Source organism: Streptomyces sp. CB02923, from assembly GCF_001905005.1.
Taxonomy (GTDB): domain Bacteria; phylum Actinomycetota; class Actinomycetes; order Streptomycetales; family Streptomycetaceae; genus Streptomyces.
Map to the genome: position 1 here is coordinate 358,032 of NZ_LWKZ01000027.1, position 24,844 is coordinate 382,875.

Below are 24,844 nucleotides of genomic sequence, written 5' to 3' on the forward strand. Positions count from 1 at the left end.
GGCGGCTGCCGCCCCGGGGACCTGGACCTGGTGAGAGGGTACGGCCCCGGCCCACAGCCTATGTGGCTGCGGGCCGGGGGTCATACGCGGGCACCGGCGCGGGGCCGGGCCGGGCGGTCAGCCCTTCTCGGTGACTCCGGCGGAGTCGAAGGTGGCGACCTCGTGCATGGCGCGGGCGGCGCTCTGCACGACGGGCAGCGCCAGCAGGGCGCCGGTGCCCTCGCCGAGCCGCAGGTCGAGGTCGACCAGCGGGCGCAGCCCCAGCTTGTTGAGCGCGGCGACGTGACCGGGCTCGGCGCTGCGGTGGCCGGCGATGCAGGCGGCCAGCGCCTCGGGGGCGATGGCGCGGGCCACCAGGGCGGCGGCTCCGGCGCTGACACCGTCCAGGATGACCGGCGTACGCAGCGAGGCGCCGCCGAGGATCAGGCCGGCCATCGCCGCGTGCTCCAGGCCGCCGACCGCGGCGAGGACGCCGATGGGGTCGCCGGGGTCGGGCCGGTGCAGTTCCAGGGCGCGGCGGACGACGTCGACCTTGCGGGCGTGCGTCTCGTCGTTGATGCCGGTGCCGCGGCCGGTGACCTCGACGGGGTCGGCCTCCGTGTAGACGGAGATCAGGGCGGCCGAGGTGGTGGTGTTGGCGATGCCCATCTCGCCGGTGATCAGCGCCTTGTTCCCGGCGGCCACCAGGTCGCGGGCGGTCTCGATGCCCACCTCGATGGCGCGCAGCACCTCGTCGTGGGTCATCGCGTGGCCGACGGTGAAGTCGGCGGTGCCCGGCCGGACCTTGCGCGGCAGCAGGCCGGGGGTGGCCGGCAGGTCGGAGGCCACGCCCACGTCCACGACGCAGACCTCGGCGCCCACCTGGTTGGCGAAGGCGTTGCAGACCGCGCCGCCGCCCAGGAAGTTGGCGACCATCTGCGCGGTCACCTCCTGGGGCCAGGGGGTGACGCCCTGGGCGTGCACGCCGTGGTCGCCCGCGAAGATCGCGACGGCGGCCGGCTCCGGGATGGGCGGCGGGCACTTGCGGGACAGCCCGCACAGCTGCGCGGAGATGATCTCCAGCATGCCGAGGGCGCCCGCGGGCTTGGTCATCCGCTTCTGCCGCTCCCACGCCTCGCCGAGCGCCTTGGCGTCCAGCGGGCGGATGCCCTGGAGGGTCTCCTGGAGGAGGTCGGCGGGCGCCTCGCCGGGCAGGGCACGGCGGCCGTACGTCTCCTCGTGGACCACCCAGGACAGCGGGCGGCGCTTGGCCCAGCCGGCCTGCATCAGCTCGGGCTCGTCGGGGAACTCGTCGACGTACCCGACGCAGAGGTACGCGACGACCTCCAGGTGGTCGGGCAGGCCCAGCTCGCGGACCATCTCGCGCTCGTCGAAGAAGCTGACCCAGCCGACGCCCAGGCCCTCGGCGCGGGCCGCCAGCCACAGGTTCTCCACCGCGAGGGCGGAGCTGTACGGGGCCATCTGCGGCTGGGTGTGGCGGCCGAGGGTGTGCCGGCCGCCGCGGGTCGAGTCGGCGGTCACCACGATGTTGACCGGCGTTTCGAGGATGGCCTCGATCTTCAGCTCGCGGAACTGCTTGGCGCGGGCCTTGGGCAGCGACTTCGCGTACGCCTCGCGCTGCTCCGCGGCGAGCTGGTGCATCCGCTCCCGCGTCTCCTGCGAGCGGATGACGACGAAGTCCCACGGCTGGGAGTGGCCGACGCTGGGGGCGGTGTGGGCCGCCTCCAGGACGCGCAGCAGCACCTCGTTGGGGATGGGGTCGGGCCGGAACCCGTTGCGGATGTCGCGGCGCTCGCGCATGACGCGGTGCACGGCGGCGCGCTCGGAGTCGTCGTAGCCGGTGGCCGGAGGGGTGACGGGACCGGCTTCCGCGGCGGCCTCGGCGGTGGCTTCGGCGGTGGCTTCCGCCGCAGGGGCCTCTACGAGGTTCTCCGGGGCGGCGGGGGCCGGGTCCGAGACGTCGTCCGGGGCCGGGGCCGCGGCGGGCTGCTCCTGGGGGGCCTCGGCCGGGGCGGCCGGGGTGTCGGAGGGGGGCACGGCGTCCGGGGTGTCCGGGGTGTCAAGGCCGTCCGGGGCGTCGCCGAGCTGGACGAGTTCGGAGGCGTCCTGTTCGGGGGCCGGCTGGTCGGCCTCTTGCGGCGCTTCGGCCTCGGGGGCCTCGGTGGCCTCAGCAGGCTCGACGGCCTCTATGGCCTCGGCTACGGGTGCCTGGGCGTCCTCGGTCACCGGGGCGGCCGGGGCCTGCTCGGCGGCCCGGGGCTCCTCCTCGGCGGCCTGGACCTCGGCGGTCGGCTGCTCCGGGGAGACCGGGGCGGCGGCCTGCACGGCATCCGCGGGCTGGGCATCCGCGGCCGGTTCCTGCACGTCGGCGGCGGGAGCGGCCTCGGGGGCACCGGTCGGCTGCGCCGTCCCGGCACCGTCCTCCGACGCGGCCGGTGCCGCGTCGGCTGCCTGGGGCTGCGGCTGCCCGGCCTGGGCTGCGGCCTCCTGCGGCACGTCGCTGACGGGCGCGGCTGCCGGGTCCTGCTCCGGTACGGCCGGGGCGGCCTCGGCCGCCACGGGAGCCGTGGGCTGTTCCACGCCGGGAGCCTCCTCGGCCGGGGCGGCCTCGGCCGCCACGGGAGCCGTGGGCTGTTCCACGCCGGGAGCCTCCTCGGCCGGGGCGGCCTGGGCCTCGGCGGGGTTCCCCTCCGGCTGGGCGGCCGGGGCGGCCGCCTCCTGGGCTGCCGCGGGCGTACCGGCCGGGGCGGCCGGTGCCTCTTCGGCGACCTGTATGGGCTGCGGCACCTGGGCCGGTTCCGCCTGCTGCGCACCCTCGGCATCGGGGACGGGCTGCTCGGCGGGGGCGGGCTGCTCGGCAGGCGCCGCCTGGTCAGCCGGTTCCGGCTGCGGCTCCGCCGCCACGGGCTCCCCCGCCACGGCTTCCGTCACCACGGGCTCCGCCACCTGCTCGGCACCCTCGGCGTCCGCCTGCGGCGCGGCTCCCTCCGGGGCGGCCTCCGCCGCGCCCCCGGCGCCGTCCGGCGCGGGCTCCGGCTGCGCTGCCGGGGCAGCGGCTCCGGCTGCGGCGGCCTGAACCTCAGCCGCGTCCGCCGTCACATCAGTTGTCACATCTGCCATCACATCTGCCGTCACATCAGTCACCGCAGCCTCCTCCGCACCGCGATCGACCGTTTCTGCAACCGGACCCGCGACCGCGTCCGCAGCAGCGACGGCCTCGGCGGCAGGGGCCACGTCCGGAGCCGCACCCGCGTCCGCGGCAGCGACCGCCTCGACGGCGTCGGCCGCGTCCGGAGCCGTCCGGACGGCGGCAGCGGCCTGCGCGGCGACCGGCGCCACCGGGGCCGCCTGCGCCGGAGCGCTGTCCCACGACGGAACCTGCGCGGGCATCTGAGCGGGCATCTGCGCGGGGATCTCACCGAGCTGCGGCCCGGGGAGCGGCGCCGTACCGGGGGCTCCGTAGGCCTCGGCGGGCGGCTGCTGGGCGGCGGGGGCGGCAGCGGGGGCTTCCTGCTGCGCGTCCGTCTCGACGTCCAGGTACTCGGGGCCGGTGGCCGGCGGGCCGGGGGTGCCGCGCACCGGAGTGTTCGGCGGCGCGCCGGCCGGGCCGCGGTCGGCGAGCGAGCGGACCACGCCGCCGGTCGCGTCGGGGACCGGCGGGCCCATGTGGAGGGGGCGGCGCGGCGCCGCGGGGGCCTGCGGCGGCGCGGCGGCCTGGGGGGCGCGCACGCCGCCCATGTCGACGGATCCGGAGTCGCGGCCGCCGCTCTCATGGGTGCCGGTCTCCGTCGGCACGGGCTCGTACGCCATGGCGCTGCGCGGCGCGGAGTCGTACGGACCGGCCTGCTCCGGCACGGCCTGCTGGGGCGGCGCCTGCTGCGGCTGGGCCTGCTGCGGGAACTGCGCCTGGTGGTGCTGCTGCTCGCTCCCCCACGCGCCCTGCGCGCCCGGCATCAGCAGCAGGTCGTCGTCCTCGGGGCCGGTGTCCGCGGGCCCCGTGTAGGTGTACGGGTCGGGCGCCTGGGGCACTCCCGGCGCCTGCGTCGGGCCGGCATCGGCAGGGGAGGGGACGGCCGCCGGCTGCGGCTGTCCGGGCTGTCCGCCTGCGTTCTCCGGCAGCCCCTCGCCCGGGACCTGGCCGGTGTCGGTCATGCGTACCCCTCGCCCATTGGTAGTGCTCCTTCCAACCGCTCGTGCGACCGCTCCACCGCGGCGCGCCGACCGCCCCTATAGCTAGAACGAGCGAGCGCGCCTCGCGGCACGTCCGCCCTGGAGAGCTTCAATTACGGCCAAAACCACGGCATGTTCCGGATATTGACGTACGAAACCGAACGTGGGACGGCGACGCAACGATCCGCCAGCCTACCCCGCGCCGGTTCCGGGCCCGGTCACGGGTGAGCAACCCGGTAGCCGCTGAGCAGGAAGACGACGGCACGTTCCCGCTCGACCCACGCGGAGGTGTCCAGTTCGACGGACTGGAGCAGCGCGCACTCCGTCTCGTAACCGCCGTCGGCCAGCGCGCGGCCGATCGCCTCGGCCTCGTCGCGGGTCGCCGCGTGCGTGACGATGCGCTCGGGCCGGCGGGCGGCGCAGGCGGTGACCACCGCCGCTCCCCCGCCGCCGACCCGTACGACGTCCGGTTCCGGCAGGTCCTCCAGCACCTGGGGCGCGGGGCCCCGGACGACCTGGAGCTGGACGCCGTACCGGCGGGCGACCGCCGTGGTGCGCTCGCAGGCGTCCGGGTCGGCGTCGACGGCGATGACGGCGGCCCCGAAGCGGGCGGCCTCGACGGCGGCGGCGCCGCTGCCCGCGCCGATGTCCCAGAGGAGGTCGCCGGGCCGGGGGCCGAGGCGGGCCAGCTGGGCGCTGCGCAGTTGGACGGACTCCCCTTCGTCCAGGACGCCGCCGTAGGCCTGTGCGGGCAGTCCCCAGCCGCGCGGCGGTGACGGGTAGGCGACGTCGCGCCCCGCCAGCCAGCCGCTGCCCTGGGCGGCGGCGTTGGAGCCGCCGACGACGATGACGACGTTGGGGTCGCGCCAGACGTGGTCGGCGGCCTTGTCGGAGGTGAGGACCGTCACCTGCTCGCGGGTGGTGCCCAGTTCCTCGCAGATGACGAAGGTGCGGTGGACACCGTCCAGCAGCAGGGCGAGTTCGGCGGGTCCGGCGCCGGGCGCGGTGAGCACCGCGACCTTGGTGTGCGCGCGGCAGATGTTCACGGCTCGCCGCAGGTCACGACTGTGGGCGACGACGATCTGGGCGTCGTCCCAGGGCATTCCGGCACGGGCGAAGGCCGCCGCGACGGACGAGACGGCGGGCACCACCTCGATCTCCAGGCCGTGCTCGGGCGCCCGCAGGGTCCGTACGACGCCGAAGAACCCGGGGTCGCCGTCGGCGAGGACCACGGCGGTGCCGCGGTGCTGGGCGATGCGGCGGGCGGCCAGGCCCACGCTGCCCAGCCGGATGTGTTCGGCGTGCGGAGGCACTTCGGGGAGGGCGAGGTGGTGGGCGGCGCCGGCCACGAGGGTCGCCGCGCCGAGGGCGGAGCGGGCGGCGGCGGTCAACGGCGAACCGTCCCACCCGATCACCGTGACCCGGTCGGCCATCGTCGTCAGTCTCCTGGGCTTCGCTGGTTACGGGACAGGGCTGGGCACTACGGAACGGATCTGCCGGAACGGAACACACAGCACACGCGCCGGACGGCTCACGCGACGGCGGTCAGCCGGTCACGGAGTCCTGTGGGCAGGCCGAGACTACCGCGAGAGGTCCGGACCACAGCGAGGCGGGCCGGGCAGGACCGGCCGGAAACCGCCCGGCCCGCCGGGCACCGCGGCGCGGCTCAGTTCCACTCGGGGTAGGCGAAGCCGTTGGCGTCGGCCATCCGGCCCGGTACGCCGTCGAGGTCCTCGGGCAGCAGGCTCCAGACGATCAGGTCCGTACGGATGTCCGTCCAGCCGCCGTCCTCGGTGCGCGAGCGGGCTATCCAGGCGTTGCGCAGCACGCCCTCGCTGATGCAGCCGACCTTCTGGGCCACCTGCTGGGCGGCGGTGTTGTCGGCGGCGGTGCGCAGCTCGACCCGTTCGAACTTCTGGTCCCTGAAGAGCCACTTCGCCACCGCGAGGACGGATTCGCAGGCGTAGCCCTCGCCGCGTGCCCAGGGCGCGGTGACGTAGGCGACCTCGGCGCTCAGGACGCGCCAGTCGGTGTGGCCGAGTTCGATGGTGCCGACCAGGCGCTGGGTGAGGAACTCGGTGACGGCGAAGGCGATGCCGCGGCCTTCGGTGCGGACCGCGCCGGACCGGCGGGTGGTCCACTCACGGGCGGTGTCGGTGGTGTACGGGTGCGGCTGCGCGGTCCAGGCGGTGGTCAGCTCGTCGTTCATCATCTCGGTGAGCGCGGGCACGTCGGCCTCTTCGAACGGGCGAAGCACCAACCGATCCGTGCTGATGGAGATGTCCGGAAAGGTGGGTGTCATGCCGCTGCTCCAACGCCGTTGACCGTGCTGCTCCGAAGTTCGGGCCCTGTTGACCGTCTTGAGTGCACCAGCATGCAGCATCCGACCGGGGATGTGCCACGCACGCGGGCCCCGGTGGCGCACAATGCGCGCCCGGGGCCCGTCGTCGCACGGCTCGACCGTTCGTACGGTGCTGACCTGCGGTGACGGCGGTCAGCCCTGCGGGGCGCCGAAGGCCGGGATGACGGAGCCGTCCCGGTACTTGTCCTCGATGAACTTCTTGACCTCGGGCGAGTTCAGCAACTTCGCCAGCTTCTTGACCCGCGGGTCGTCCTCGTTGCCCTTCTTGACGGCCAGGAAGTTGGCGTACGGGTTGCCCGCGGGCTTCTCCAGCGCGAGGGCGTCGGTGGAGGGCTTGAGCTGGGCGCCGATGGCGAAGTTGCCGTTGATCACGGCGGCGTCCACGTCGGCGAGGCGCGGCGCGACCTGGCCGGCCTCCAGTTCGAGGAGCTTGATGCCCTTGGCGTCCTCGACGTCGGTCAGCTTCGCGTCGGAGCCCGCGCCCTTCTTGAGGGTGATGACGCCGTTGTCGGCGAGCAGCTTGAGCGCGCGGCCCTCGTTGGACGGGTCGTTCGGGACGGACACGGTGTTGCCGGACGTCAGCTCGGAGAGCTTCTCGACCTTCTTGGAGTAGACGCCGAGCGGCTCGATGGCGACGTTGACGACCGGCACGACGTGGGTGCCGTTCTTCTTGTTGTACGTGTCCAGGAAGGGCTTGTGCTGGAAGAAGTTCGCGTCGACCTGGCCGTCCTCGGTGACCTTGTTCGGCAGGTTGTAGTCGTTGAACTCCTTCACCTCCAGCGTGAGCCCTTCCTTCGCCGCGAGCTTTTCCTTGACGAAGTTGAGGATCGCCCCGTGCGGGGTCGGGCTGGCGGCGACGGTCAGCGGCGCGCTGCTGTCCTTCTTCTTGTCCCCGGAGGAGGACACGTCGGAGGGCGCGCTGCAGGCGCTCGCGCCGAGGGCGACGGCTGCCGCGGCGGCGACGGCCACGGTGATGTTGCGGGTGGTACGCACGAAGAGTGCCCCTATCTCGGTTTCTCGGACGCGCGGGGCCGGCGGCCCCGCGCGGTTGCGCCCGGCAAAGGGTCCGGGCTCAAGAGGGTCGGCCATGGACCCGGTCTCAGGTGCCGGCCCGCTCCTTGGGGGCGTCGGCGGGGGCGGCCTCGGCGGGCTGCCCGGCGGCGGTGGCCGGGGCGGGTGCCCGGCGCAGTCCGACGCGTACGGCGGAGGAGCCGCGGCTGCCGCGGTTGGCCAGCCTGCGCACGATCAGGTCGCCGAGCAGTTGCACGGCGATGACCAGGACGATCAGCAGCACGATGGTGATGACCATCAGGTTGGTCTCGTACTGGAGGTAGCCGTAGGTGTAGGCCAGGTTGCCCAGGCCCCCGCCGCCGACCGCGCCGGCGATGGCGGAGTAGCCGATCAGCGTGATGACGGTGGTGGTGACGGCCGCGACCAGCGCGGGCAGGGCCTGCGGCAGCAGGACCTTGAAGACGATGGTCCAGGTGCCGCCGCCCATCGACTGGGCGGCCTCGACCAGGCCGTGGTCGACCTCGCGCAGCGCGGCCTCGACGAGCCGGGCGAAGAACGGGATGGCGGCGATGACCAGGGGCACGACCGCGCCGGTGGGGCCGATGGAGACGCCGACGACCAGGCGCGTGAAGGGGATCAGCGCGACCATCAGGATGAGGAAGGGGAAGGACCGGCCGATGTTCACCACCGCGCCGATGATCTTGTTGACCACGACGTTCTGCAGGACGCCGCCGCGGTCGGTCAGGATCAGCAGGACGCCGAGCGGGATGCCGAACAGGACGGCGTAGAACGTCGACCACCACACCATGAAGAGCGTGTCGAGCGTGTTGTTGTACAGCAGCGGCTGCATCTGCGACCAGGTCACTTGGCACCTTCCTTCACCAGCGCGCCGTCGGGCGCCGTCGCCGCGGGGCCGGCCGTCTCGTCGGCCACGTCCACCTGGAGGCCCTGCTCGCGCAGGAAGCCGATGGGTACGACGTTCTCCTCGAAGCGGCCGGGCAGCTCGATGCGCATCCGGCCGATCTGCTTGCCGCCGACGGTGTCCATGGCGGCGCCGAGGATGGAGATGTCCACGTTGTACGTACGGGACAGCTCGGAGATCACCGGGCGGGTGGCCGCCTCGCCGTGGAAGGTGACGTCCACGACGGTGCGGTCCGGTCCCGACGGCTCGCCGCCGACCGGGAACAGCTCGCGGGCCAGCTCGGAGCCGGGGGTGGCGAGCAGTTCCGAGACGGTGCCCTGCTCGACGACGCGGCCGTTCTTCATCAGCGCGGCCGAGTCGCAGATCGTCTTGACGACGTCCATCTCGTGCGTGATCAGCAGCACGGTCAGGCCGAGCTGCCGGTTGAGGTCGCGCAGCAGCTGGAGGATGGAGCGGGTGGTCTCCGGGTCCAGGGCGCTGGTGGCCTCGTCGGAGAGCAGCACCTTGGGGTCGCCGGCCAGGGCGCGGGCGATGCCGACGCGCTGTTTCTGGCCGCCGGAGAGCTGGGCGGGGTACGCCCTGGCCTTGTCGGCGAGGCCGACCAGGTCGAGCAGTTCCAGTGCCTTGCGGGAGCGCTCGCGGCGGTCGACCTTGAGGATCTCCAGCGGCAGCTCGATGTTGTCCTGGACGGTGCGCGAGGACAGCAGGTTGAAGTGCTGGAAGACCATGCCGATGTGGCTGCGCGCCGCACGCAGCGCGGCGTTGGCGCGCTGCCCCTTGCCGGCCAGCGAGGTCAGCTCCTGGCCGGCGACGGTGACCGTGCCGGAGGTGGGGCGCTCCAGGAGGTTGACGCAGCGGATGAGGGTGGACTTGCCGGCGCCGCTCTGGCCGATGACGCCGTACACCTCGCCCTCGCGGACGTGCAGATCGACGCCGTCCAGGGCGGTGACTTCGCGGTCTCCTGAGCGGTAGACCTTGGTCAGGCCCGTTGTGGTGATCACAGGGAATTCCGTCACTGTCGTGTGCCGGGCGGCTCGCCCGCCGGGCACGGGGCATTCATTGCGGAGTGCGGCATGGGGGTCCCGGAGGGCGCGGTGGCCCGGCTTCGGGTTCCGGTGACGCGGGGCGGCCGGGGCCGTGGCGTACGGACGGGCGTACGGAGGTCACGGCGCAGGGCGGCGGGTCTCGCTTCGGGGCGCGAGGCTCGGCGGGGGCCCTCAGCGGTCACACATTCGACACATGCAACGAGCACCGGGCGTCATGGTCGCCTCGGTCGCAGGGGTGCGGTTGCTCGTCGTGGTCATGTTCGCCAGTAAACCAGACAGGCGTACGGCCGGATCAAGCCTGTCCGTATTGCGGACAGGCCTGACCGAGGGGTGGACAGCGGGTCAGTCCACCGTGGTGATCTCCACGCCGTCCGCCGTGGCCTGCACGGACACCGCCGACAGGTCCCGGACGATCACGTCGGCGGACAGCTCGTCGGCCCGGTGGGTTGTGGTCAACGCCACGGTGGTCATGCCGGCCGCGCGGCCGGCCTGGAGACCGGCGGGCGCGTCCTCGAAGACCACGCAGTCGGCCGGGTCCACGCCCAGCCGCCGGGCGGCCAGCAGGAAGGGCTCGGGGTCGGGCTTGCCGCGGGTGATGTCGTCGGCGGCTATCAGGGCCTTCGGGCGGATGCCGACCTCGGCGAGCCGGGCCTCGGCCAGGCGGGACGTGGCGGAGGTGACGACCGCCCAGCGCTCCGGCGGCAGCTGCGCCAGCAGCGCGAGGGTGCCGGGCAGCGCGACCACGCCGCCCGCGACGTCCTCGACCTCCAGCTGCTCGATCCGGGCCAGCGCCGCGGGTATACGGGCCGCGGGCAGCAGATCGCCGATGATCTCGGCGGCCGGGCGGCCGTGCAGCTCGACCCGGCCGAAGTCCTCCGCGCCGATCCCGTGCTCCGCGGCCCACCGCGTCCAGCAGCGGTACACGGACTCCATGGAGGAGACGAGGGTGCCGTCGTTGTCGAAAAGCAGCGCGGCTGCGGAGATCTTCATACTGTGCGAGCGTACGTGACACCGGGTGACCGGCAGGAGTAACCACCGGTGACCGGCGGGAGCACCCCGGGCGACGACTGCCCGGCAGGAGCGCGCCCGGCGACGGCGGGGCCGCGCGCGTCCGCCGCCCGGCCGCCGATTAGAGTCCTCTCATGCCCCTTTTCTCCACTGCGCGCAGCCGCGCCGCGCGGAGGTCCCGGTGATCGACGCGCTGACGGTCGCGATCGGCGTGACCGCTCTCGCCCTGGCCGCCTGGTGCGGCTTCGCCGCGTACCGCGACGAGCCGACGAAGGACTGGCACTTCATCGGCATGGCCCTGGTCTCGCTGCTGGGTGTGGTGCAACTCGTCGTCGGCCTGGTGCAGTTGGGGCGCGGCGAAACACCGCGGGACGGTACGGCGATCTTCGTCGCCTATCTGATCGGGGCGGCGGCCTGCGTACCAGCCACCGGTTTCCTGTCGCTCTCGGAGCGGACGCGCTGGGGCTCGGCGACCGTCGCCGCGGGCGCGGTGGTCCTCGCCGTACTGGAAGTGCGGCTGTTCGACATCTGGGGAGGCGGCCATGCCTGAGACTTCCGCCGGGGCCACGGCCCCCGAGAGTGTGCCGGACGGCGCTTCCGGGGGGCGGCGCTCCCTGGGCACCGGTCCCGGGCGGCTGCTGGTCGCCCTCTACGGCGTCTTCACCGTCGCGGCCGCGTCGCGCGCCGTCTACCAGCTGATCGCGCAGTTCGACCGGGCGCCGCTGGCGTACATCCTGTCCGCGGTCTCCGCGGTGGTCTACGCCTTCATCCTGTTCTCACTGGTGCGCGGCGGCGAGGGGGCGCGCAGGGCGGCGGTCGTGTGCTGTGCGCTGGAGCTGGCGGGTGTGCTCGGCGTCGGTACGTGGACGCTGGTGGACAGCTCCGCCTTCCCCGACGCGACCGTCTGGTCCGACTACGGGATGGGCTACCTCTTCATCCCGGTCTTCCTGCCAGTGACCGGTCTGCTGTGGCTGCGGCGGGCCCGCCGGGCGTGACGCGCTCGGCGCCCGTACGCCCGGCGGGTCCCCGCCGCACTTCCGGGACCGGTCAGGCGCTCGCCACGTAGTCCTGCGGCGTGCCCTCCGCGGTGGCCGCGTCCTTCTCCAGGGTGACCAGGCTGAGCCGGGGGTTCAGCTGCTCGGTGCCGACGGGCGTGTAGCCGTGGCTGCGGTACAGGCGCAGGTTGCCCTCGCTGCGGTGGCCGGCGGACAGGCGGTAGCGCTTGGCCGAGCGCTCCGCGGTCAGCCGCTCCTCGACGGCGGTGAGCAGCCGTCCGCCGAGGCCGTGGCGCTGCATCCGCGGGTGGACGACGAGTTTGCCGATGGCGGCGGTGCCGTCCGCGTCGGCCGTGCCGCGCACCGCCCCGACGACCTCCGTGCCGAGCCGGGCCACCACCACGCAGGCGTCGCTCAGTTCGGCACGCAGGTCCTCCAGGGTCTGGGTGAGCGGCTGGATCGAGTAGTCGTCGTACAGCGCGGCCTCCGGCTGGTAGCAGAGGTACTGGAGTTTGAGGATCTGCTCGGCGTCCCGGTCGGTCGCCGCAGAGATGGTCACGCTCATACCCATGCGCGTATGCCTCCCCTTATTCGGTTCGGTGCGCCCGGGCGTGCAGAGGGTGAGAGGGTACGCCCGGACCGTTTGCCCTGACTGACGGGGCCGTGTGGTGCACGCCCCCGTCGTGGCGTGGCTGACGCTGCTGCTTCGGGACTCCCCGGTTTCGCGCAGCGGCAACCTCCGCCATGAGCATTCTGCGCAGGCATCCCAGACATCGGGAACGGACCGGCCCCAAGCTCCCCTGTGACATTCCCAACTCAGATGAGATCTCACGGTAGGTGAGGTCGGAGCGGGACAACAGGGCGCGCACCAGGGCGGGGCAGCGTCCGGGAAGCCGTTCGACGGCGGCGAGCAGCACCCGCCGCTCCTCGGCCTCCAGGGCCGCGCGCTCGGCGACGGCGGCGATCAGGGGCTGCGGCCCGGTGGGGTCGTACGGGACCTCCCGCAAAGCCAGCCGGCGTGCGCCGCGGGCTTCGGCGCGGACCGCGCGGCGCAGCCAGCGGGCGGGTTCGGCGGGCGGCCCGGCGTCGCGGGTGTGTTCCAGCAGCCGCGTCCACACGCCCTGTTCGAGGTCCTCGGCGTCGGTGCCCGCTGCGGCGGCCTCGGCCGCGACTTCGGCGGTCAGCAGGGGGCGCAGCGTACGAATGAGGTCGTTGTCCGTGATGGCGTGCCGCATGGCGTGCGAGACGTGGCGGCGCGGCCGGGTGGTTTCGCCGGGGCCACGGCCTCACACGTCCGTGGCTCCGGCGGCGCCGGGTTGACGCCCTGGGGCAGGGGGCGCCACCCGGCGGCGCGGGGCGCCGGTCAGCGCCCGCGGAACTCGGCGGCGGCCAGCAGGGCCGTGTCGCAGTTGTCGGAGAAGAGGCCGTCGATGCCGGTGGCCAGGCACTTCTTGAAGTAGCCCAGCGCGTCGCCGTACGCGTTCGGGTCGGTGCCGCGGCGGAAGTCGGCGGGCAGGAAGGTGTTCTCGTTGCGGCCGGTGTAGGGGTGCAGGACCAGCCCGGCGGCGTGCGCGTCCTTGACGACCGAGGAGGGCTTGCCCAGCTTGTCGTCCTTGGTGCGCGGGAGGATGACGGTCAGGTCCGGGCCGATGCCCTGCGCGAAGCCGGAGATCCACTTCAGGCCGGCGGGCTTGACCAGGTCGGCGGTGGTACGGGGGTCGCCCGCCACCTCGAAGTCCCAGGGGCGGTCCTTGAGGGTGCCCAGCAGGACGACCTTGGGGCAGTCGACGAGCTGGTCGAGCCGCTGGATGCTGCTGGGCTCGAAGGACTGCAGGAAGTTCGGCGAGTGCTTCTTGTGCCGTCCGTACTTGCGCAGCAGCCGGGCGACACGTTCCTCCAGGCCCAGGCCCAGCTTGCGGAAGTAGGTGGGGTGCTTGGTCTCGATGTGCAGCCAGACCCGGCGGCCGCGCTTGCGGCCCTCGCGGTCGGCCCACTTCAGCACCTCTTCGAAGGTGGGTACGTCCCATACACCGTCATACAGGGTGTTGTGCTGCCGGGTGCCCGGAATGCGCTCCTTGGCGCGCAGCGTCTTCAGCTCGGCGAGGGTGAAGTCCTCGGTGAACCAGCCGGTCAGCTTGGCGCCGTCGACGGTCTTGGTCGTCTTGCGGTCCGCGAACTCCGGGTGGGCCGAAACGTCCGTGGTGGCCGTGATGTCGTTCTCGTGACGGCAGACGAGGTGGCCGTCCTTGGTGGGCACGACGTCCTGCTCGATGACGTCGGCGCCCATGTCGAGCGCGAGCTGGTACGAGCCGAAGGTGTGCTCCGGGCGGTAGCCGCTGGCGCCGCGGTGGCCCACGATCAGCGGTACGGGCAGCTCGTCGTGCGGGCCGTGGCCGCGCCCGCGGGAGCTCGCGGCGCTCGCCGTGCCGGTGCCGGCCCAGACCGCCGCTCCCGCCCCGAGCGCCGCCGCGCCCAGTACCGTCCGGCGTCCCGGCTGCTGCCGTTCCTGCATGATCGCGCTCCTCGCTCCACGGCGCCGGTGAGGGTGTCCGGCACCTGTCAATGGGTCGGAGCGATCCTAGGCACGTACACCTTTCGAAGGGGAGACCTGCCCCCCAACGCGCGGCAAACCCACGTCAACTCTGCGTATCGGTCCCGTGAACCCGATGTGCGATCGAGCACGGCCGACGAGTATCGTCCTGGGCTGCATACTCTTGCACGCTCGCGGCGGCTGCCGCAGACCACCCACGACCGGAGGGCCCGTTGTCCCGCATTCTGCTGAAGGCGTTTCTCGGATTCGTCATGCGTGTCCTGTACCGCCCGAAAGTCGAGGGCGCGGAGCGCATCCCCGGCAGCGGACCGGTGATCCTGGCCGGCAACCACGTCACCTTCATCGACTCGCTGTTCCTCTCCCTCATCGTCAAGCGCCAGGTGTTCTTCATCGGCAAGGACGAGTACGTCAACGGCAAGGGGTTCAAGGGCCGCCTGATGTCCTGGTTCTTCACCTGCTCCGGCATGGTCCCGGTGGACCGGGACGGCGGCCACGGCGGCGTCGCGGCGCTGATGACCGGCCGCCGCATCCTGGAGGAGGGCAAGATCTTCGGTATCTACCCCGAGGGCACCCGCTCCCCCGACGGCCGTCTGTACCGCGGCCGTACCGGCATCGCCCGGCTCGCCCTGATGACCGGCGCGCCCGTCGTGCCGTTCGCGATGATCGGCACCGACAAGGTGCAGCCCGGCGGCAAGGGCCGTCCGCACGTGGCACCGGTGACCGTCCGCTTCGGTGAGCCGCTGGACTTCGCCCGCTACGAGGGCATGGACCGGGACCGCTACGTGCTGCGCGCTGTCACCGACGAGGTGATGAGCGACGTCATGGAGCTGTCCGGCCAGGAGTACGTGGACATGTACGCCACCAAGGCACGCGCGGCCTGACCGCCGCTGGACCCGCTCGCGCGCAGGGCCCCGACCGGATTCCGGTCGGGGCCCTGCGCGTTGCCGCGGTGCGCTCGTTCCGTACGACAGGACCTAGCAGGGCACGCGGAACCCGTCCACCGTCGGCTGCCCGGCGGCGAGCATGGCGGCCTCGGCCCGGGGCAGCACCGTGCCGTCCGCGCGCCGCAGCCGCCGCGGCTCCGGGGTCACGCCGACGCGCGCGCCCGCGACCCTGCCGTTCAGCACCGACACCCGGTTCAGCGGCGCGGGTTGGATCCGCTGCCGCTCCTTGAGGTACGTCACGAAGCTCTCGAAGTCACGGTTGTGCCGGAAGGGCCGGGTGAAGCCGGTGAACGCCGGATACCCGTCCTGGTTCAGCAGGGTGTACGAGGGCGCCGCGACCCGGTACGAGCGGGACACGTCCAGCGCGGTGCCGTCGATGAACACGTCGGCCGGGTCGACCCGGTCGCCCGCCGCGCCCGTCGCGTCGAAGCTGTAACGGACGTTGGCGGACACCGCCAGCGGCGCGTACCGCAGGCCGCCGCCCGCGGGCACGGTCCACTGCTGCTCCAGCGCGTCGTGGATCTGCTGCCCGGTGACGGTGGCCGTGACGATCGGGTCGCCGAAGCCGACCGCGTTCCACGCCGTGCCGAAGGCGACCGTGCCGCCCGACGCGGAGTCGTACGGCAGGTCCCCGGCGATGATGGCCTGCCCGATGCGCGGCGCGATGGCGATGAGGGCCAGGTCGGCGGGGGTGGCGGGGTCGAGGTTGGCGTCGTTCATCGGCCCCTGGGGCTGCTGCCCGGCCCACAGTGCCCAGTCGGCCACCAGGTCGCCCATGGTGCTCTCGCCCGCCGCGTTGCGGGTCCGGGTGAAGGAGGCGGTCTGCTTGCCGAGGGGGACGGCGGCGCGCCGGGTGCCGTACCCGGCCCAGTACTTGACGACGTCGGACAGCTCCGGGTGCGGTGCCACGTCCCGGGTGTTGGGGTGGTTGGTGGAGGTGGTCAGCTCGCGGACGACCTTGCCGGTGCGCGGGTCCAGCCGGAGGCTGATCTCGTTGACGAGCTGGCCGTGGCAGCCGGCCTCGACGAACGGGCGGGGCACTCCGTCGGGGTCGGGGACCATCATGTTGAAGGCGGTGTGCCAGTGGCCGCAGACGATGGCGTCGATGTCCGGCGAGCAGCGCAGCGCCAGTTCGTAGGCGGGCCCCGAGGGGTTGGTGCCGCTGTTGAAGTCACCGCCGGCCACCGCGCCGTCGTGCATGCTGAGCACGATCGCGTTGACGCCGCGGGACTTGAGTTCGGCAGCGCAGCGGTTGGCGGTGGCCAGCTGGTCGAGGGTGCGCAGTCCCGGCTGGTAGGAGGCGGGCATGGTCTCAGTACCGATGGCGGTCAGGTGGATGAAGCCGACCGGCAGCCGCCGTCCCTGCCCCGCGTCCACCCACTCGATGTTGTACGGCGGCAGGACCCGCTCGCCGTTGGCGGCCCACACCGTGTTGGCGCTGTAGTACGCGAAGTCGGCGCCGTGGAAGCGCTGTCCGGAGGAGTCGACGAAGGAGTTGTCCCAGTCGACCGTCGGGTAGGAGATGCCGTCCACCATGTGCTGGGAGAGGAAGGCGGGCGATTTGTCGAACTCGTGGTTGCCGGCCGAGGCGAAGTCCAGGCCCATCCGGTTCAGGGCTTCGATGGTCGGTTCGTCGGCGAGCGACTCGGCGGGGAACTCCCACCCGGAGAAGAGGTCACCGGGCGCGAAGAACAGGGAGTTGGCGCGGCCCGCCCGCAGCCGTTCGAGGTGCGCGGCCATGTAGGCCACGCCGCCCACGGTGTACTTCTTGCCGCCGGCGCCGGTGATGACCGAGCTGCTGCCCGGAGCCGCCTGGAGGTACCCGTGGAGATCGGTGATGTTGAGCAACTGCACGTCCACGTACTCGTCCGCCGACCGCGCGTCGCGCGCGTGGCCGGAGGCGAAGGCATGGGTGCCGACCGCGGTGGCGGTGGCCAGAGCCCCCGCCGCGGTGAGGAACATGCGTCTGCCGAGCTCTGCCAACGTCGTCACCCTCCAGAGAGTGCCCGAGTGCGGGGGAACGACTGGAGAGTCAAACGAGCCATGGGAGCCTCCCGGCCCACACGAGGCGGCCGGAACGTGAACGGGCGGGGGACAACTGCCGCCCCCCGCCCGGTACTACGGATCACCCGGATCAGTGATGCGCCGCCTCCGGTTCGGGCTCCACCGCGACGGTGCCGTCCTCCAGCCGCTGGCCGCGCAGCAGGAACCACGCGGCGCAGGCCGCGGCGATCAGCACGGCGGCGCCGACCCCGGCCGCGGTGTCCAGGCCGTCGACGAAGGCGTGCTGGGCGGCCCTGAGCAGGCCGTCCCCGGCGTCGGGCGGGAGGGAGCCGGACGCTTCGACGGCGCCGCCGAGCGATTCCCTGGCGGCGTTCGCGGCCGTCTCGGGTACGCCGTCCGGGGTGGCGAAGTCCCGGTAGATGCTGGTGACGATGGAGCCGAGCAGCGCGATGCCGAGGGCGGCGCCCAGTTCGTACGCCGTCTCCGAGACGGCGGACGCGGCGCCCGCCTGCTCCTTGGGCACGCTGGAGAGGATCACGTCCGCGGTGACGGTGAAGGCGAAGCCCGCGCCGACGCCGACGGCGAACAGGATGGTGCCGAGGGTGAGGGTGCTGGTGTCCTGGCCCAGGCCGATGCAGCCGGCCAGGGCCAGGCCGACCACGCCCAGGCCTCCGGCGACGACGAGCCGTACGGACAGCCGTCGGGCGACGTATCCGGCGGCCAGTCCCGCGCCCACCGCGCCGATCGCCGCGGGCAGTTCGACCAGTCCGGCGTTGAGCGGCGAGCGCAGCTGCACCATCTGGAGGAACTGCGAGAGGAAGAAGACCAGTCCGGACAGGCCCAGGATGGTCAGCAGGTCGGCCAGTACGGCGCCGGAGAAGCCGCGGTGCTGGAAGAGCTTCATGTCCAGCAGCGGCGACTTCAGGGTCTGCTGCCGGCGTACGAACGTGATCAGCGCGAGCACCCCGAAGACACCGGCGGCCGCGATGTCCCAGCGGAAGCCGTGCACCGACGCTTCCTTGATCGCGTAGACGATGCCGACCATGCCCACGAGGGACAGGCCCACGCTGGGCAGGTCCCACGGGCCGGGGTCCGGGTTGCGGGACTCCGGCAGCACCTTGGCGCCGATGATCACCAGCAGGGCCATCACGGGCAGGTTGATCAGGAAGACCGAGCCCCACCAGAAGTGGCCGAGCAGGAAGCCGCCGAGCACCGGGCCGACGGCCGCGCCCGCCGAGGCCATGGCACCCCAGATGCCGATGGCCAGGCTGCGTTCCTTGGGGTCGTGGAAGAGGTTGCGGATCAGGGCGAGGGTGGAGGGCATCAGCGTCGCGCCCGCCACGCCCAGCAGCGCCCGCGCCACGATCATCATGGCCGGGGTGCCGGCGTACGCCGCGAGCACCGACATGGCGCCGAATACGACCGATCCGGTCAGCAGCAGCTTCTTGCGCCCGATGCGGTCGCCGAGGCTGCCCATCGAGACCAGCAGGCCGGCGATGACGAACGAGTAGACGTCGCCGATCCACAGCAGCTGCGTGCCGGACGGGCGCAGATCCTCGCTGAGGAAGGGGGTGGCGAGGCCCAGGACGGTGGCGTCCACGCCGACCAGCAGGACGGCGAGGACGAGGACGGCGAGCGCGAGCCAGCGTCCGGGGCGGGGCTGGTGCTCCGCGGTGGCACCGGTGCGGTCCGCGGTCTCCTTGGCGGGCTTGCTCATTTCTCCATGCTCCGTCGGATGCCGCCGAGCAGCAGCTCGGCGATCGAGTGGTCGAGGTCTCTGCGGGCGACGCGCCCTTCGTGCACGGCCCACGCGCCGGCGCCGATCAGTCCGTACAGCGCCTCGGTGAGCCAGACGGGGGTCAGGTCGATACGGAAGTCGCCCTCCTCCTGGCCGCGCCGGAAGAGCGCGTGGATACGGGCGTCCAGCCGCTCCCAGCCCTTGTTGACCTCCTCGCCCTCGAAGAGCTGGTTCTCGGTGTAGAGGAAGGCCAGGAAGCCCGCGACGGGCTCGGTCTCGACGATCAGCCGGCGCAGCGCGCTGACGGCGTCGTCCTCGTCGAGGCGGGAGGCGTCCAGCGCCCTGCCGAACTGCTCGATGCCCAGTTCCTCCAGGGCCTTGATCAGGGCGTCCCGGCCCGCGAAGTGGCGGTGGAGGGTGGCGCGGCTGATGCCGGCGGCCCTGGCGATCTCGTCCATGCCGGCGGTCGCCTTGCGGGTGAGCAGGCCGGCGGCTTCGGTGAGTACGTGCTCTCGGTCAACGGCCATGAGACAGAGAATAACCGAATGAGACATCAATGTCTCACGCGAATCGCGGATGTCTCCCCTCGCACGGTCTCCCCTCGCGCAGCGGAACGGCCGCGGCCCCCTCGGAGACTCCGAGGGGGCCGCGGACCGGGGCCGAGCACCGCCGTCCGGTGCTCGGCACCCGGCGTCCCGTACGGGTGCGGGAACGCTCAGCGCTTCGCGTCCGCCCAAGCCCGCTGCGTGGCCAGATCCGCCGTGACCTCAGCCAGCTGGACGGCGACGGCGGACGGGGCCGTGCCGCCGCGGCCGCTGCGCGAGGCGAGCGCGCCGGGCACGTTCAGGACCGTACGGACCTCCGGCGTCAGATGCGGCGAGATCGCGGCGAACTGCTCGTCGCTCAGCTCGTCCAGCTCGATGCCGTGCTGCTCGCACTCCTTGACGCACTCCCCCGCGACCTCGTGCGCCACCCGGAACGGCACCCCCTGCCGTACGAGCCACTCGGCGATGTCCGTGGCGAGCGAGAAACCGGCCGGGGCCAGCTCCTCCATACGCTCCCGGTTGACGGTCAGCGTGGCCATCATCCCGGTGAACGCCGGCAGCAGGATCTCCAGCTGGTCGCAGGAGTCGAAGACCGGCTCCTTGTCCTCCTGGAGGTCGCGGTTGTACGCGAGCGGCAGTGCCTTCAACGTGGTCAGCAGGCCCGTCAGATTGCCGACCAGCCGCCCGGACTTGCCACGGGCCAGCTCGGCGATGTCCGGGTTCTTCTTCTGCGGCATGATCGAGGAGCCGGTGGAGAAGGCATCGTGCAGGGTCACGAAGGAGAACTCCTTCGTGTTCCAGATGATGACCTCCTCGGCGATCCGGGACAGGTCCACGCCGGTCATCGCGGTGATGAAGGCGAACTCGGCGACGAAGTCCCGGGACGCCGTACCGTCGATGGAGTTGGCCGAGCTGCCGCCCTCGAACCCGAGATCGGCGGCGACCGCCTCCGGGTCCAGCCCGAGCGAGGAACCCGCCAGCGCACCCGACCCGTACGGCGAGACGGCCGTCCGCGTGTCCCACTGCCGCAGCCGCTCCGCGTTCCGCGACAGCGCCTGGACGTGCGCGAGGACGTGGTGCGCGAACAGCACCGGCTGCGCGTGCTGGAGGTGCGTACGGCCCGGCATCGCGACGTCCGGGTGCGCCTCGGCGAGGCCGACCAGCGCCTCCTGGAGATCCGCGAGCAGCCCGCCGATGATCCGGGCGTGGTCGCGCAGGTACATCCGGAAGAGCGTGGCGACCTGGTCGTTGCGGGACCGCCCGGCGCGCAGCTTGCCCCCGAGGTCCGGGCCGAGCCGCTCCAGCAGCCCCCGCTCCAGCGCGGTGTGCACGTCCTCGTCGGCGATGGTCCCGACGAAACCGCCGTCGGCGACATCGGCCTCCAGCTGATCGAGCCCCCCGAGCATCCGGAGCAGCTCCTCCTCGCTGAGCAGCCCCGCCTTGTTCAGCACGCGCGCGTGGGCACGGGAACCCGCGATGTCGTACGGCGCCAGCCGCCAGTCGAAGTGGACGGAGGCGGACAGCTTCGCCAGGGCCTCGGCGGGCCCGTCGGCGAACCGGCCGCCCCAGAGCCGGACGTCACCGCTGTTGCTGCTCACTTGCTCAGCTCCTCATGGATCAAGAGATGTACGGTCCCCGGCAGCCGGACGGACCGGCTGCCGGGGACGGGGTCGGGGTGGCGCTCCGGCCCGGGGTTACGCCAGGTCCCGCTTCGCCGCGATCTTCGACGACATCCCGAAGATCTCGATGAAGCCCTTCGACAGCGACTGGTCGAAGGTGTCGCCCGTGTCGTACGTCGCCAGGTTGAAGTCGTACAGCGACTGCTCGGACCGCCGCCCGGTGACCACCGCGCGACCGCCGTGCAGCGTCATCCGGACATCACCCGACACCGCCTGGTTCGCCTCGTCGATGAACCCGTCCAGGGCCCGCTTGAGCGGCGAGAACCACAGGCCGTCGTAGACCAGCTCGCCCCACCGCTGCTCGACCTGCCGCTTGTAGCGGGCCAGCTCGCGCTCGACGGTGACGGCCTCCAGCTCCTGGTGCGCGGTGATCAGCGCAATCGCGCCGGGCGCCTCGTAGACCTCCCGGGACTTGATGCCGACCAGGCGGTCCTCGACCATGTCGATCCGGCCGATGCCGTGCGCGCCGGCCCGCTCGTTGAGCTGCTGAATCGCCTGCAGCACCGACACGGGCTTGCCGTCGATCGCGACCGGCACCCCCTCCTTGAAGGTGATGACCAGCTCATCGGCCTCCCGGGACAGCGCCGGGTTCTGCGTGTACTCGTACACGTCCTCGATCGGCGCGTTCCAGATGTCCTCCAGGAAGCCGGTCTCCACGGCCCGCCCGAAGACGTTCTGGTCGATCGAGTACGGCGACTTCTTGGTCGTCGTGATCGGCAGGTTCTTGCTCTCGCAGAACGCGATCGCCTTGTCCCGCGTCATCGCGTAGTCCCGCACCGGGGCGATGCACTTCAGGTCCGGCGCCAGGGAGGAGATCCCGGCCTCGAACCGCACCTGGTCGTTGCCCTTGCCGGTGCAGCCGTGGGCGACGGTGCTCGCGCCGTGCTTCTTGGCGGCGGCGACCAGGTGCTTGACGATCGTGGGCCGCGACAGCGCGGAGACCAGCGGGTACCGGTCCATGTACAGCGCATTGGCCTTGATCGCCGGGAGGCAGTACTCGTCGGCGAACTCGTCCTTGGCGTCCGCGACCTCGGCCTCGACCGCGCCACAGGCGAGCGCGCGCTTGCGGATGACGTCCAGGTCTTCACCGCCCTGGCCGACATCCACAGCCACGGCGATGACCTCGGCGCCCGTCTCCTCGGCGATCCAGCCGATGGCGACGGAGGTGTCCAGGCCGCCCGAATAGGCGAGTACGACGCGCTCGGTCACGGGTTTCTCCTTACGGTGCATTCGCTGATGGGTATAACTATGCACTCCACCGCATGATTCGTCAACGCACGCCACACGAATGGCGCAACCGCAGCACCCCAGAAACCATCCCCGCAGGCCAGAGCCACCCCGCCCCGCCGGACCTCCCCCGCTCCCCCTCCTTCCCCTACTCCCCCAGCACCTCCGCCAGCACCGTCACATGACTCAGCTCGATCTCCTTGGTCGCGGTCAGCAACGTCACCGGCCCCGCCGCCACCCGCTCCCGCAGCCCGTCGAGCGCCTCGGCGGCCGGCGGAACGGCCAGCTCCGCCCGATACCTCTCCGCAAACTCCTCATACCGCTCGGCCCGGTGCCCGTACCAGGTACGCAGCTCCTTCGACGGCGCCACGTCCTTGCACCACTCGTCCAGCCGCGCGGCGTCCTTCGCCACCCCTCGCGGCCACAACCGGTCCACGAGCACCCGCGCCCCGTCCTCGCCCTCCGGCGCCTCGTACACCCGACGCTGCCGGACCTCTCCACGGCGATCACCCATACCGCCATGCAACCACGCACCCAAGGGGCCCGCCCGCCCCTTTTCGACCGTTCTGCACCCCCACAGGGACCCCGCTTTGGATTCAGGGCCCCGGACAGGGTATTTTTCTTGTGCACGCCCCGACCGGGGAAACCCGGCCGAAGCGAGCACCGGGACGTGGCGCAGCTTGGTAGCGCACTTGACTGGGGGTCAAGGGGTCGCAGGTTCAAATCCTGTCGTCCCGACTCGAAAGAGTCGCAGGTCAGAGCCTTGTTTCACTTCGGCGGGACAGGGCCCTCGATCGTTTTTACGGTGTGTGTCGGCGACAGGGCCGCGATCATGACCGCGTACACCGGGGAGTCCGGGAACGGGTGGTCCTCACCGACCTTCCGATACCCCCACGACTCGTACAGGGCCCGGACCCTCGGGTGGGTGGTGTCCACCAGAAGGGCGGCGAGGTCTTCGCCCCTGGCGCTCATCAGCGCCCGGTGCAGCCGCTCGGCCACGCCCGTCTTCCGCCGGCTCTCGCGCACCATCAGCTCGGAGAAATGGAACGTACGGCCCTTCTCGGGTACGGGCTCCAGGTGACCACGCCACCACTCACGCCCCGGCGCGCCGGGAGCACCGTACGCGAAGCCCACGGCCTCGCCTCCGTCGTACGCGATCACACACGAGAATCCGGGGTTGCCACCCCAGTGATCCACGAACCAGGGAAACCTCCGCCGGAACTCGTCGTCCGCCATCCGGGCGGCGTGCACCTCCGCGTGCACGTCGATCAGCGTCTGGCGGGTGTCGGGGAGGTCGGCGTGGGAGAAGTGCCGGAGTTCCAAGTGGGCAGCCATCGAGCACGGCTCCCTCCTGAGCGGTCGGGCCTGGTCAGTCCTGCTGCCGCAGTGCCTCCACCAGCGGGCGTCCCTCCTTCGCTCCCGCACGGAGCAGGGCCGCGGCCGTGACGTGCAACTCGTTCCAGGAGTGCGGGCGGCCGATCGTGGCGGCGTCGGGGACGAGCGGGAGCGCTACGGCCAATGCCTCGGTGGCCTCTCCGGCCCCGGCGTACGCGTGGGCCAGGCAGGATCCGTACCAGGTGCGGTCACGCCGGTAGCCGTCGCCCAGCCCTGACAGCCCGGTGCGCAGAAACCCGATGGCCTCGTTCCAGTCACGCAGATGCATGGCGATCATGCCTCGCTGGAGCGTGAACCACGTGTCGCCGTAGAAGTACATCCACGCGGGCTCGTCCTCCGGGTACTCGGACGCCCGGACAATCAGCGCCTGGGCCTCGTCGATCAAACGGTGAGCGTCGCGGCCGGCACCGTTGAGGGTGTGGCCGCGGGCGGCCATCTGCGCCGCCATTCCCCGTACGCCGGGGGACGCGTCCGGGGCCGCCCAGCGCGCTGCCTCGGCCAGACGTACGGCTCGGTCGCCCCGGCCGCCGGACCACGCCATGTGAGCCTTCATGCTCAGTGTCGTGGCCGCCATGTCCGCGTCCCCGGCCTCCAGCGCCCATTCGTGGCTGCGGTCGTACCAGGTGAGAGCGGCAGTGGTCTGCCCTTGGTCCTGGGCCATCCACGCGAGGAACTGGGCGTGTTCGGAGGCGAGCCGGACGACGCGGCCCGCGAGCGGCCCCCTGGCGCCCGCGTACAGGTCGATGACGGACCGGAGTTGCTGCCGCATCAGCCCCACCAGCGGACGTGAGCCGATCAGGTCTTCGGCGGAACGGTGCTCGGCGAGCAGCCTGTCCAGCCAGTCCAGCGTGGGGGCGTCCGCTTTGTGGGTGGCGTCGACTGTGCTGGAGAGGCGTGCGAGCAGGTCCTCGTCCGGGCCCGCGCCGGGCAGCGCGAGTCCCGGTACGGGCTGACGGTCCGGACTCTCCACGTGTGACGGCGCTTTCAGCCCGTTGACGATGCGCTGCCGCACTTCGCTGGACGTGACCCGGCGAAGCCCACGCTCGATGTCGGACACGTCCGGCTGCACCAGGCCGACGAGCTCGCCGATCTTGGTCTGGGAGAGCCCCGAGAGCCTGCGATAGGTGCGCAGGACGGCGCCCCAGTCCTCGGCAGCGAGCGCCGAAAGCAGTTCCGGGTGGGACCAGATACTGAGGCCGGGCGCCGTCATACGGCGAATATAGGGCGGCCTATAGGGCGGTGGGATG

Annotated in this window: 20 protein-coding genes, 1 tRNA gene and 1 pseudogene; 4 read left to right on the top strand and 18 right to left on the bottom strand. The window is 72.3% G+C overall.

Translation table 11 applies throughout. The features are described from left to right. Nucleotides 1–117: 117 nt before the first annotated feature. The 7 genes from cobT to A6A06_RS36540 form a co-directional block, all read right to left on the bottom strand. Nucleotides 118–4,152, bottom strand: a complete 4,035-nt coding sequence (gene cobT, locus A6A06_RS36510; RefSeq protein ID WP_073767802.1) for a nicotinate-nucleotide--dimethylbenzimidazole phosphoribosyltransferase — start codon at nt 4,150–4,152, stop codon at nt 118–120. Between the two features lie 236 nt (nt 4,153–4,388). Then, nucleotides 4,389–5,603 (bottom strand): precorrin-6y C5,15-methyltransferase (decarboxylating) subunit CbiE, encoded by a 1,215-nt coding sequence (gene cbiE / locus A6A06_RS36515; protein ID WP_073767803.1) that lies wholly within the window; start codon nt 5,601–5,603, stop codon nt 4,389–4,391. Nucleotides 5,604–5,836: 233 nt separating this feature from the next. After that, complete coding sequence (locus A6A06_RS36520) at nt 5,837–6,472, bottom strand: GNAT family N-acetyltransferase (protein ID WP_073767804.1); 636 nt, start codon at nt 6,470–6,472, stop codon at nt 5,837–5,839. Nucleotides 6,473–6,664: 192 nt separating this feature from the next. Further along, the gene (locus A6A06_RS36525) at nt 6,665–7,525 is read right to left on the bottom strand and encodes a MetQ/NlpA family ABC transporter substrate-binding protein (protein WP_073767805.1); all 861 of its coding nucleotides are present in this window, start codon (nt 7,523–7,525) and stop codon (nt 6,665–6,667) included. 106 nt (nt 7,526–7,631) lie between these two features. Continuing rightward, nucleotides 7,632–8,408, bottom strand: coding sequence for a methionine ABC transporter permease (locus A6A06_RS36530; RefSeq protein WP_073767806.1), 777 nt, complete (start codon nt 8,406–8,408; stop codon nt 7,632–7,634). Continuing rightward, a complete protein-coding gene (locus A6A06_RS36535; RefSeq protein WP_073767807.1) occupies nt 8,405–9,466 on the bottom strand; it encodes a methionine ABC transporter ATP-binding protein in 1,062 nt (353 codons plus the stop codon). The genes A6A06_RS36530 and A6A06_RS36535 overlap by 4 nt, the downstream gene beginning before the upstream one ends. Nucleotides 9,467–9,853: 387 nt before the next feature. Further along, nucleotides 9,854–10,501, bottom strand: a complete 648-nt coding sequence (locus A6A06_RS36540; protein WP_073767808.1) for an HAD family hydrolase — start codon at nt 10,499–10,501, stop codon at nt 9,854–9,856. 199 nt (nt 10,502–10,700) lie between these two features. Between A6A06_RS36540 and A6A06_RS36545 the strand changes: the two genes are divergently transcribed. Beyond that, nucleotides 10,701–11,069 (top strand): hypothetical protein, encoded by a 369-nt coding sequence (locus A6A06_RS36545; RefSeq protein ID WP_073767809.1) that lies wholly within the window; start codon nt 10,701–10,703, stop codon nt 11,067–11,069. Beyond that, the gene (locus A6A06_RS36550; protein WP_073767810.1) at nt 11,062–11,514 is read left to right on the top strand and encodes a hypothetical protein; all 453 of its coding nucleotides are present in this window, start codon (nt 11,062–11,064) and stop codon (nt 11,512–11,514) included. Before A6A06_RS36545 ends, A6A06_RS36550 begins: the two co-directional genes overlap by 8 nt. A 52-nt stretch (nt 11,515–11,566) precedes the next feature. On the opposite strand, the gene A6A06_RS36555 is transcribed toward A6A06_RS36550, so the two are convergent. The 3 genes and pseudogenes from A6A06_RS36555 to A6A06_RS36565 form a co-directional block, all read right to left on the bottom strand. Further along, nucleotides 11,567–12,085: a GNAT family N-acetyltransferase gene (locus tag A6A06_RS36555; RefSeq protein ID WP_073767811.1), complete on the bottom strand. Its 519-nt coding sequence runs from the start codon at nt 12,083–12,085 to the stop codon at nt 11,567–11,569. Between the two features lie 142 nt (nt 12,086–12,227). Then, a pseudogene (locus tag A6A06_RS36560) lies at nt 12,228–12,749 on the bottom strand (sigma-70 family RNA polymerase sigma factor); the annotation flags it as partial. 128 nt (nt 12,750–12,877) lie between these two features. After that, nucleotides 12,878–14,026: a glycerophosphodiester phosphodiesterase gene (locus A6A06_RS36565; RefSeq protein WP_073767813.1), complete on the bottom strand. Its 1,149-nt coding sequence runs from the start codon at nt 14,024–14,026 to the stop codon at nt 12,878–12,880. A 251-nt stretch (nt 14,027–14,277) separates the two neighbouring features. On the opposite strand from A6A06_RS36565, the gene A6A06_RS36570 reads away from it, so the two are divergent. Then, nucleotides 14,278–14,946, top strand: coding sequence for a lysophospholipid acyltransferase family protein (locus A6A06_RS36570; RefSeq protein ID WP_073767814.1), 669 nt, complete (start codon nt 14,278–14,280; stop codon nt 14,944–14,946). 93 nt (nt 14,947–15,039) lie between these two features. Here the strand turns inward: A6A06_RS36570 and A6A06_RS36575 are convergent, their stop codons facing one another. The 6 genes from A6A06_RS36575 to A6A06_RS36600 all read right to left on the bottom strand — a co-directional run bounded on the left by A6A06_RS36575 (nt 15,040) and on the right by A6A06_RS36600 (nt 22,716). Beyond that, nucleotides 15,040–16,992: a bifunctional metallophosphatase/5'-nucleotidase gene (locus tag A6A06_RS36575; protein WP_073767815.1), complete on the bottom strand. Its 1,953-nt coding sequence runs from the start codon at nt 16,990–16,992 to the stop codon at nt 15,040–15,042. Between the two features lie 151 nt (nt 16,993–17,143). Continuing rightward, nucleotides 17,144–18,730, bottom strand: coding sequence for an MFS transporter (locus A6A06_RS36580; RefSeq protein ID WP_073767816.1), 1,587 nt, complete (start codon nt 18,728–18,730; stop codon nt 17,144–17,146). Then, nucleotides 18,727–19,278: a TetR/AcrR family transcriptional regulator gene (locus A6A06_RS36585; RefSeq protein ID WP_073767817.1), complete on the bottom strand. Its 552-nt coding sequence runs from the start codon at nt 19,276–19,278 to the stop codon at nt 18,727–18,729. The genes A6A06_RS36580 and A6A06_RS36585 overlap by 4 nt, the downstream gene beginning before the upstream one ends. A gap of 188 nt (nt 19,279–19,466) precedes the next feature. Further along, nucleotides 19,467–20,894 carry an argininosuccinate lyase gene (gene argH / locus A6A06_RS36590; protein WP_073767818.1) on the bottom strand — a complete coding sequence of 476 codons (1,428 nt, stop codon included), beginning with the start codon at nt 20,892–20,894 and terminating at the stop codon, nt 19,467–19,469. A 96-nt stretch (nt 20,895–20,990) separates the two neighbouring features. Next, nucleotides 20,991–22,184 (bottom strand): argininosuccinate synthase, encoded by a 1,194-nt coding sequence (locus A6A06_RS36595; protein WP_073767819.1) that lies wholly within the window; start codon nt 22,182–22,184, stop codon nt 20,991–20,993. Nucleotides 22,185–22,350: 166 nt separating this feature from the next. Then, nucleotides 22,351–22,716, bottom strand: a complete 366-nt coding sequence (locus A6A06_RS36600; RefSeq protein ID WP_073767820.1) for a DUF488 domain-containing protein — start codon at nt 22,714–22,716, stop codon at nt 22,351–22,353. 150 nt (nt 22,717–22,866) lie between these two features. On the opposite strand from A6A06_RS36600, the gene A6A06_RS36605 reads away from it, so the two are divergent. Further along, nucleotides 22,867–22,940, top strand: a tRNA-Pro gene (locus tag A6A06_RS36605). Between the two features lie 30 nt (nt 22,941–22,970). Here the strand turns inward: A6A06_RS36605 and A6A06_RS36610 are convergent. Continuing rightward, a complete protein-coding gene (locus A6A06_RS36610; protein ID WP_073767822.1) occupies nt 22,971–23,537 on the bottom strand; it encodes a GNAT family N-acetyltransferase in 567 nt (188 codons plus the stop codon). 34 nt (nt 23,538–23,571) lie between these two features. After that, complete coding sequence (locus A6A06_RS36615) at nt 23,572–24,807, bottom strand: helix-turn-helix domain-containing protein (RefSeq protein WP_073767823.1); 1,236 nt, start codon at nt 24,805–24,807, stop codon at nt 23,572–23,574. Between the last annotated feature and the right edge of the window lie 37 nt (nt 24,808–24,844).

What these genes read in the sequence shown, in the direction of transcription:
- A6A06_RS36540 (WP_073767808.1), bottom strand. Translation starts at nt 10,501, where the DNA reads ATGAAGATCTCCGCAGCCGCGCTGCTTTTCGACAACGACGGCACCCTC.
- A6A06_RS36615 (WP_073767823.1), bottom strand. Translation starts at nt 24,807, where the DNA reads ATGACGGCGCCCGGCCTCAGTATCTGGTCCCACCCGGAACTGCTTTCG.
- A6A06_RS36550 (WP_073767810.1), top strand. Translation starts at nt 11,062, where the DNA reads ATGCCTGAGACTTCCGCCGGGGCCACGGCCCCCGAGAGTGTGCCGGAC.
- A6A06_RS36555 (WP_073767811.1), bottom strand. Translation starts at nt 12,085, where the DNA reads ATGGGTATGAGCGTGACCATCTCTGCGGCGACCGACCGGGACGCCGAG.
- A6A06_RS36565 (WP_073767813.1), bottom strand. Translation starts at nt 14,026, where the DNA reads ATGCAGGAACGGCAGCAGCCGGGACGCCGGACGGTACTGGGCGCGGCG.
- A6A06_RS36600 (WP_073767820.1), bottom strand. Translation starts at nt 22,716, where the DNA reads ATGGGTGATCGCCGTGGAGAGGTCCGGCAGCGTCGGGTGTACGAGGCG.
- A6A06_RS36610 (WP_073767822.1), bottom strand. Translation starts at nt 23,537, where the DNA reads ATGGCTGCCCACTTGGAACTCCGGCACTTCTCCCACGCCGACCTCCCC.
- A6A06_RS36580 (WP_073767816.1), bottom strand. Translation starts at nt 18,730, where the DNA reads ATGAGCAAGCCCGCCAAGGAGACCGCGGACCGCACCGGTGCCACCGCG.
- cbiE (WP_073767803.1), bottom strand. Translation starts at nt 5,603, where the DNA reads ATGGCCGACCGGGTCACGGTGATCGGGTGGGACGGTTCGCCGTTGACC.
- A6A06_RS36520 (WP_073767804.1), bottom strand. Translation starts at nt 6,472, where the DNA reads ATGACACCCACCTTTCCGGACATCTCCATCAGCACGGATCGGTTGGTG.
- cobT (WP_073767802.1), bottom strand. Translation starts at nt 4,152, where the DNA reads ATGACCGACACCGGCCAGGTCCCGGGCGAGGGGCTGCCGGAGAACGCA.
- A6A06_RS36585 (WP_073767817.1), bottom strand. Translation starts at nt 19,278, where the DNA reads ATGGCCGTTGACCGAGAGCACGTACTCACCGAAGCCGCCGGCCTGCTC.